At 55.3% G+C, this 7,160-nt stretch carries 7 protein-coding genes; all 7 read left to right on the top strand.

The annotated features are described in order from the left end of the window. Positions 1-533: 533 nt before the first annotated feature. The 7 genes from GHN86_RS15720 to GHN86_RS15690 all read left to right on the top strand — a co-directional run bounded on the left by GHN86_RS15720 (position 534) and on the right by GHN86_RS15690 (position 7,160). Positions 534-2,261 carry an AMP-binding protein gene (locus GHN86_RS15720; protein WP_153379999.1) on the top strand — a complete coding sequence of 576 codons (1,728 nt, stop codon included), beginning with the start codon at positions 534-536 and terminating at the stop codon, positions 2,259-2,261. 228 nt (positions 2,262-2,489) lie between these two features. After that, positions 2,490-3,419, top strand: a complete 930-nt coding sequence (locus GHN86_RS15715) for a hypothetical protein (protein WP_153386898.1) — start codon at positions 2,490-2,492, stop codon at positions 3,417-3,419. A gap of 27 nt (positions 3,420-3,446) precedes the next feature. Further along, positions 3,447-3,698: an acyl carrier protein gene (locus tag GHN86_RS15710; protein WP_153379950.1), complete on the top strand. Its 252-nt coding sequence runs from the start codon at positions 3,447-3,449 to the stop codon at positions 3,696-3,698. A gap of 31 nt (positions 3,699-3,729) precedes the next feature. Continuing rightward, the gene (locus tag GHN86_RS23695; RefSeq protein ID WP_228384925.1) at positions 3,730-4,608 is read left to right on the top strand and encodes a hypothetical protein; all 879 of its coding nucleotides are present in this window, start codon (positions 3,730-3,732) and stop codon (positions 4,606-4,608) included. Beyond that, positions 4,605-5,177 carry a hypothetical protein gene (locus GHN86_RS15700; protein ID WP_153379952.1) on the top strand — a complete coding sequence of 191 codons (573 nt, stop codon included), beginning with the start codon at positions 4,605-4,607 and terminating at the stop codon, positions 5,175-5,177. The genes GHN86_RS23695 and GHN86_RS15700 overlap by 4 nt, the downstream gene beginning before the upstream one ends. A 2-nt stretch (positions 5,178-5,179) precedes the next feature. After that, entirely contained in the window at positions 5,180-6,169 is a 990-nt protein-coding gene (locus GHN86_RS15695; RefSeq protein ID WP_153379954.1) for a ferritin-like domain-containing protein, read from the top strand. Between the two features lie 13 nt (positions 6,170-6,182). Beyond that, positions 6,183-7,160 (top strand): 3-oxoacyl-ACP synthase, encoded by a 978-nt coding sequence (locus tag GHN86_RS15690; protein WP_153379956.1) that lies wholly within the window; start codon positions 6,183-6,185, stop codon positions 7,158-7,160.

The raw sequence follows: 7,160 nt of genomic DNA, 5'->3' as shown, positions 1-7,160 counted from the left end.
GCTGAGTTCGGAATAAGACATAGGGCAGCACCGTACCGGAAAGGTCAGGTGTTGCACTCAGTTTTTGCCGCCGCCCATCCATAACATGACCAAACGGTCAACTACGGATGCCCATGATTGTTATTGGAATAGTTGAATAGACTTCGCGAAATAAAACTTCAACGCCAAGTGTATCCCACTTCATACCTCACGACCTGATCGAGGCCAAGCATCGAAACGAAGAGCCCGCACGTATTACAAAAACAAACAGTGGCACATGCCGTTTAAATAAAAACTACCCGCGCAGTGCACCAAATGTTTAGAACTTTAAACGGCTCTAAAACGCAATCAAACACCCGCTAAAAATGCAGTACCCGGACACCCATGAAAGATTATGAAAGTTTCATATGACCGATTTACAAACTTTGTTACATCCCTTAGAGTCTGTCGCACCGGGCACTACAGGTTTGCAGGCTCACTCGAACGTTGTATTGAATTTTTAATATTTGACAGACTTGTTTGATTGACTTCCCGGAGATCGTAAATTGGAAACAATGATCGATGCTATCTTGTGCGCCTTGGATAACCCACTGCAAAGCACAGTGCGACAAATAACTGTTATTGAAGAGAACGGGGAAGAAAAAAGTATTTCCTATGCAGCGCTGGCACAACAAGCGTTAGCCATCTCTTCAGCTTTAACCGAACTGGGTGTTGTTCGTAATGACTTGGTTATTCTTGCCCTGCCGGCATCAATCGATCATTTGTTATTACTGACAGGCTGCGTTTTGATTGGTGCTTTACCTTGCACTGTCGCGCTGCCTGGAAGACTGATGGCAGACTCACCGCGCAACCAGATACAGGTGGCCTGTCAGTTGTTTGCGCCGCGCCTGCTGATCACATCCGACAGCAATACCCCCGCACTCCAACGTTTGCTTGCCCACCTGCCTGTACGTGTGGTTTCAAGCACAGAGGTGAACGTTGCGGCCAGCGCTGGGTTTCCCGTGCGCGTGGAACGCTGCCAAGCGGACAGCGGCCATCATGTGCAACTGACCTCGGGGTCGACCGGTCGGCCCAAAGCCGCCATTCTGAGTCATCGCAATGTCATCGCCAATGTGCGCGGTATCGGCGGTGTCGTTGGCTACAGTGCCGAGCGCGGCGACGCCTCTGCTTCCTGGCTGCCGCTGCATCACGACATGGGCCTGGTGACGCTACTGTCGAACCTGTATTACCAGGCGCCCCTGCTATTGATGCAGCCGGCCAGTTTTATCCGCAACCCGCTTGGCTGGCTCAAACGCATGTCCAGCTTTGGCGCAACAACCACGGCTGCGCCGACGTTCGCCCTGCAATATTGCATTCGCCGTTACCGCGAAGCGTCAATGAAAGAGGTGGATCTGAGCAAGTTGCGCAATATCTTTGTCGGCGCCGAAAGGGTCGATGAAGCGTGCCTGAGGGACTTTGCACAGACATTCTCGCCCCACGGTCTTTCACGTTCTGCGCTGCAACCCTGTTACGGCATGGCGGAATCGACGCTGGCGGTGACCATGCACAACACGAACTTTAATTACGACCCGCAGGCGCTCTCCTACGTCATTTCTGACCGTATCGACTCCGCCTCGGTAATCGACCATTGGCAGGCGCGCCGCGCTGACGAGAACAGCCGCAGGGTGGAAACCGTCCTGTCGATGGGCCGCCCGATTGAGGGCATGCAAGTGGCCGTGAAGGCCCTGGACCGTTCCGATGCCAAGGATCGCGAAGTAGGCGAAATATTTATACGCGGCACCTCGGTCATGTCCGGCTATTTACCTGCCGAAGGCCAGACCGAGCAGTACCAAAGCGGCGATTGGTTGGCGACCGGCGATATAGGTTATCGAGTGGATGAACACGTGTTTGTACTCGGCCGGAAGAAAGAACTCATCATTATCCGTGGCAGTAATTATTTCCCGCATGAAATTGAAGACGTCATTGCCTTACACCCTTTATTGGCCAGCGGGGGTAATGCAATAGCAGCCTTCGGTATCTACGACGAGACACAGAGAACCGAGAGCCTGGCTATTCTGATTGAGCTTGACGCCAAGCATAATCAACTGGAACTGCGCACCCACCTTCAAAACCAGTTACGCGACAAGTTTGGATTTGGCGCCCACGCCATTAACTTCGTAGCACCCGGCAGTTTGCCACGCACAACCAGCAACAAACTTAAGCGCCTGGAGTGTCGAACCATTTATCTGCAAAGTGCAGCGGACAATAAAGACAACACCGCTACCGCGCAGCTTGTGAGTTAACGACCCACTACGCCAGTTATATTCAAACTCTGACGCACTGCAACTTTAAATACTGGATCACTCTCTATGCACACTTTGACGCAAGGTGGGGAGACGGGTTCGTCACGCCATTCATTATTGAATGTGTGTGCACAACCGGTTCTTCACCGCTTATCAATCTATGGCGAACTTCCTGCTCAGTTGATCCAGATTATTTCGCGCGCTTGCGTGCGACTGATGGATTCAGACATGTTGATTTCGCAGACGATGTTCAATTATGAGTCTGCCGAGCAACTAAACCGGCCCTCGGTGGCGCTGTCGCAGCCGACTCATGAGTTGGAATCTATTCTGCAGCGCATTCAGCAAGACGGTCTGGCGTTGCACTACCGATCCTTCATGCAGAACTTCGCCCATTTGTTTTCGCTGTTCCTTACGCCGGATCAATATGACCGAGCCCGCGCCAGCATTGATGCCGGCAGCGCCCTGCGGTTTCTGATGAGTGATGCCGGCGGCCCCACGCTCACTAGCTGGCGCACGGTCGCTGAGCCGGAAGGTGATGGTTTCAAGCTGCATATCGACAAGGTATGGGGCATGTACGCCAACCTTGATGGCATGGCAATCGTTGCCGCCCGCACGCCGGGCTCGTTTTTCCCGTCGGCCTTTCTGGTCTGGCCCGAGCAATACAAGACACTCAAGCGCACCCTCTGCGGCGAACCCTTTCTCGGCGATGTCGTGCAGTTGGGGAACGTCAAGGGGACGGTGCAGGTTTCCCAGGAGGATCGCCTCAAAGTGGGCGGCCCGGCGGTACTCAATAAATACCTGACCACGGTACGGCCTTTTCTGGTGCGCGCACTGATGGCCCATGTTGACTGGCTGGCCAATCAGGGGCGCCTCGAACTCACGCCCGACGAACGCGCGGCACGCGACTTCATCGCTGCCGCCGCCCGCACCAAGACGCTGTCCGACCGCTACGAGAGCGAAGACGTGCACCGAGTGCTGGCACTCAAGTTCGCCTCCAATGAACTGCTTTTACATCTGGTCAGCCGCGGCGCCGTGACGAGCTTTCTCGACCAGCGTGACCTGTTGGCGTTTACCAAAATGGAAGGCAGCTCTTACCGCTGTTACCACGAATTGCGCGCAAGCATGCGCGTAGCCAAGCCTGTATCCGACTCACTCTAATCCGCTTTAACCCCAGGAGATGCACCCATGACCACGATGACTGAAACCCTCAACACGCTGGAACTTCTGAAGAAGGAAGCCGCCAAGATTCTCAATATCGAATCCGTCGATACCCATGTCGGTTTGGGCGAACTGGGGATCGATTCACTCAATGTGGTTGAGCTGATCGTCTATTGCGAACAGCTCTACGGATCGATTGATCCTGAGCAACTGAACATCACGCAGTACACCACCCTGGAGCAAATCGACTCGCAGTTGCAGCAGCAACAAGTCGCCTGATTGCCAGCCACCCTCATACCAGAAGCTCAACATGTCGAACTCGCAGCCCTTTGCATCAACGCCGCCGCTGGGCACCGTTCCGGCTTTCAGGGTCCACACGGTCGCTTATCGGCGCACAGAAACACCCTTTGTGTCGCCCCAGGTGAGCCTGGAGGATGCAGCGTTGGCGTTGGGGCAGCGGGTAGGCGATGAGGCTCGTCATTATGCGAGCGACGCAGGCCCTATAGACGATTACGTGGTGAGCTCTACCGTGCTGTCACAGTTTTTGGCGGACGGATCGCCCCACGCAGGCTTGTTTCAAGAGGCGATAGCCACCCATTACGGGTGCCGTCCTGACTGGGTCACCAACGCCTATGAATGCACAGGCTGGGGTTTCATCCTGCGGTATATCCAGGGCAAGGCTCAGCTCAGCGGTCGTCGCAGGCTGTTACTGCAGATTGTCGATACCGACATCCACAATTTCACCTATTGGTTAGGCAACAATCGATGGGGAAAATCCGGTTTTGGCATTTGCACGTTAGTGATTGACGTGATGCCAGAGCCCAAAAATATGCTGCTCATCGGCACTGCAAGCCAGGCCAATGCCCTGCTGCAGTTAGGCCGAAACCTGCGCAGCTTCACCGAAAGCCGATCTGGCTTAGGCATCGCTGTTCCGTTTTTCCCGGAAATGTCGCGCCGCGCCCTGTTCAAGTGCTTCGACACGTCGTCCGTACACGGCGACCACTATCAACGATTCGGTCATTCCTTCGGCAGCGACCCCTGGCTTTCGCTACTGGGCGAACTGGGCGCGGGTACCGCGCACACCGGCAGCGATTGCATCGTTTCTTCGCTGGCAATGAATGGCTACTTTTCGATTGCTCAGATAACGCTCGCGCCCGATCTGCACTATGCACTGGAAGGTGAAATGTGAAGCGCGCACAACGTTGTTCCCTGCTGTTGCAGCGCAACCCGGATCACAACAAGGCGATCCCGTGTTCAGCTCGCAACCTGCCACTGTTCGAGGCGCAAGACTACGCACGCCGAGGTGTGTACGCACACGACAACCCCGCGCCTGTTCTGGTCAACAACTCGCAGTACTACACCTTGCTGTCGACGCTGGCCCGGCACATTTGGGACAGCTGCGGTGAGCAAACGCTTGTCATGGCGCAGGTACGCATGCCTTCCATCGACCTTGCGCTGCCAAAAAACCTGCTCGATCCACGCGTGACGATGGGCGCGCATTTATGGAACGAGGCCTTGTTCTGGGCGCGCCAGCTACAGACGCCGGTGGTCTGGATCAGCGCCGAACAGATTCGCCGCGACCTGTGGGACGGCGGCGATAACCTCCTGCACCTCGCTGCCTGGAATACCGCGCAAACGCCAGCCATTACCGAGTGGTTCTTACCCGACCTGGACTACCTCGCCGCACAGGTGTGCCCATCACCTGAGCATGAGCCGTTCACGGCCTCTCAACCGAAATGCACGCACGAACAGGTGTGATCATGCAAACAGAGCACAAACAGACAGTGGACGATGGCGAGTCGATCAAGTGGAATTTTTCGGTCGACGCTTATATGTCGCAGACCTACGATTTCAGCGATGACAGCTTGAATGCGCTGTATCAGAAAACCAAAGCCAACCAATGGGATGTCAATACCGACATCGATTGGAGCTACGAGCTCAATCCAGACAATCCACTGGGCATGCCGGACGGCACTCTGCTGATCTACGGCACCGATGTCTGGAACAAAATGAATGAACAAAACCGTGCCGAAATTCGCCATCACTCTCAAGGCTGGACCCTGTCACAGGTACTGCACGGTGAACAGGCGGCCCTGATTTGCGCATCAAAACTGGCGGTGGCAGAAGAAAGCCTTTCGGCCCGCCTCTGTGCCGCCGGGCAAATCATCGATGAAGCCCGTCATATTGAAGCGTTCGGTCGCCTGGTGAATAACAAGTTGCCCATCAGCTACCCCATGAGCAAGGCGCTCAAAGGCCTGCTGGAAGACACCATCACCACTAACAAACTCGACATGACCAACCTCGGTATGCAAGTGCTGGTGGAAGGCATTGCGCTGTCACTGTTTCAAAGCATGGTCGCCTACACCAAAGACCCTTTTATCAAAGACCTGATGACGCGCATTCAGCGCGATGAGGCGCGCCACTTCGCCATTGGCCGCATCACGCTGGGCAGCGTGTACAAGGAAATGAGCGGAACCGAACGCAAGGAACGCGAAGAGTTTGTGGTTGAAGGTGCTTACACCTTGTACGAACACCTGTGCGCCGACGACATATGGGAGCCGATGGGCTTATCCAAAAAAGAGTGCAGCCATCTGGTCAGGAGTTCGGAAGTGGCCAACTCCATGCGCCGTTCCATTTTCCGGCGGCTGGTGCCGACTATCCGCGAAATGGGCTTGCTGACGCCCCGTGTAAGCGATGCCTTTGAAAAGCTCAAAGTGCTGGACTACGCCGCCATGCCGATGCCGGCTTAACAGGAATACAGTCATGACGCCCCCAACTACTGCGGCAACAAACAGCCCCGCTCCCTTCACGATCGGCATTGAAGCCGCCGCTTACGAATTGCCCGGCGAACGTCAGGATATTAATGACTGGGCTCAGCACCACAAGTTGCCCGCCGAACGCTTTGACATGATCCGCAATGCGGGTTGCCGTTATTTCCATGTGGCACCGGACATCGATGAAGTCGAGCTGGCAAAGCGCGCAGTCGCTCGCCTGCAAGATGAGCACGGCTTCAAGGGCAGCGACATCGGTGCGCTGATCCATGTTCATACCGGGTTATTCAGCATTCCGCCGGCGCCGCGCAGTCTGCCGCTGGAAGTGGCGACGGCATTCGGCATAAAGCCAATCTGGGCCGGTTCAATCGCACAGCTCAATTGCTCGTCGATCAGCGTCGCCATTCAGATGGCCAAGGCCTTGATGAATGTCCATAACCAACTGCATTCGGTGCTGATCGTGTCGTCCGACCGCGTCTTTATCGAACGTTACCGGGTGCTGCAGGCGAGCATATTAAGTGATGGCGCGGGGTGCTTGCTGGTGACCCGTAACAGCCGGCGCAACCGGGTCGGTGCAACGGCCGTGCGCAACTATGGCAGCTGGTATCTGGGCTCCGTGACCAACAACGCGGTGAAAAAGGAGATGTTCAATCTGGAGTGGCATTACACCCGCAAGGTCATGAAGGAAGCCGTGGCCGACTGTGGCATGGCGCTCAGCGATTTCTCCTGCATTTTGCCTTACAACTCCAACCACTCTGGCTGGAAGGCCTTCTGTAACGCCATGGGGATACCCTCCACCACGCTCTACTCCGACAACATCCTGCACAAAGGTCACTCCTTTGGCTCGGACTTGGCGATCAACCTGGCGGACATTGGTTTGAGCAAGGTCGATGCCGGGGCGCACCTGATGAACATAACGGAATCGGACAACGGTTCTTTTTCGGCATTGACCCTTCATCCGGTGAATTGA

It is taken from the genome of Pseudomonas helleri, assembly GCF_009600315.1.
In the GTDB taxonomy this organism is placed as follows: Bacteria; Pseudomonadota; Gammaproteobacteria; order Pseudomonadales; family Pseudomonadaceae; genus Aquipseudomonas; species Aquipseudomonas helleri_A.
This window is presented reverse-complemented; position numbering and strand designations above follow the sequence as displayed.

Coding starts and splice junctions, on each gene's coding strand:
- GHN86_RS15720 (WP_153379999.1), top strand. CDS start 534: ATGATCGATGCTATCTTGTGCGCCTTGGATAACCCACTGCAAAGCACA.
- GHN86_RS15715 (WP_153386898.1), top strand. CDS start 2,490: ATGTTGATTTCGCAGACGATGTTCAATTATGAGTCTGCCGAGCAACTA.
- GHN86_RS15710 (WP_153379950.1), top strand. CDS start 3,447: ATGACCACGATGACTGAAACCCTCAACACGCTGGAACTTCTGAAGAAG.
- GHN86_RS23695 (WP_228384925.1), top strand. CDS start 3,730: ATGTCGAACTCGCAGCCCTTTGCATCAACGCCGCCGCTGGGCACCGTT.
- GHN86_RS15695 (WP_153379954.1), top strand. CDS start 5,180: ATGCAAACAGAGCACAAACAGACAGTGGACGATGGCGAGTCGATCAAG.
- GHN86_RS15690 (WP_153379956.1), top strand. CDS start 6,183: ATGACGCCCCCAACTACTGCGGCAACAAACAGCCCCGCTCCCTTCACG.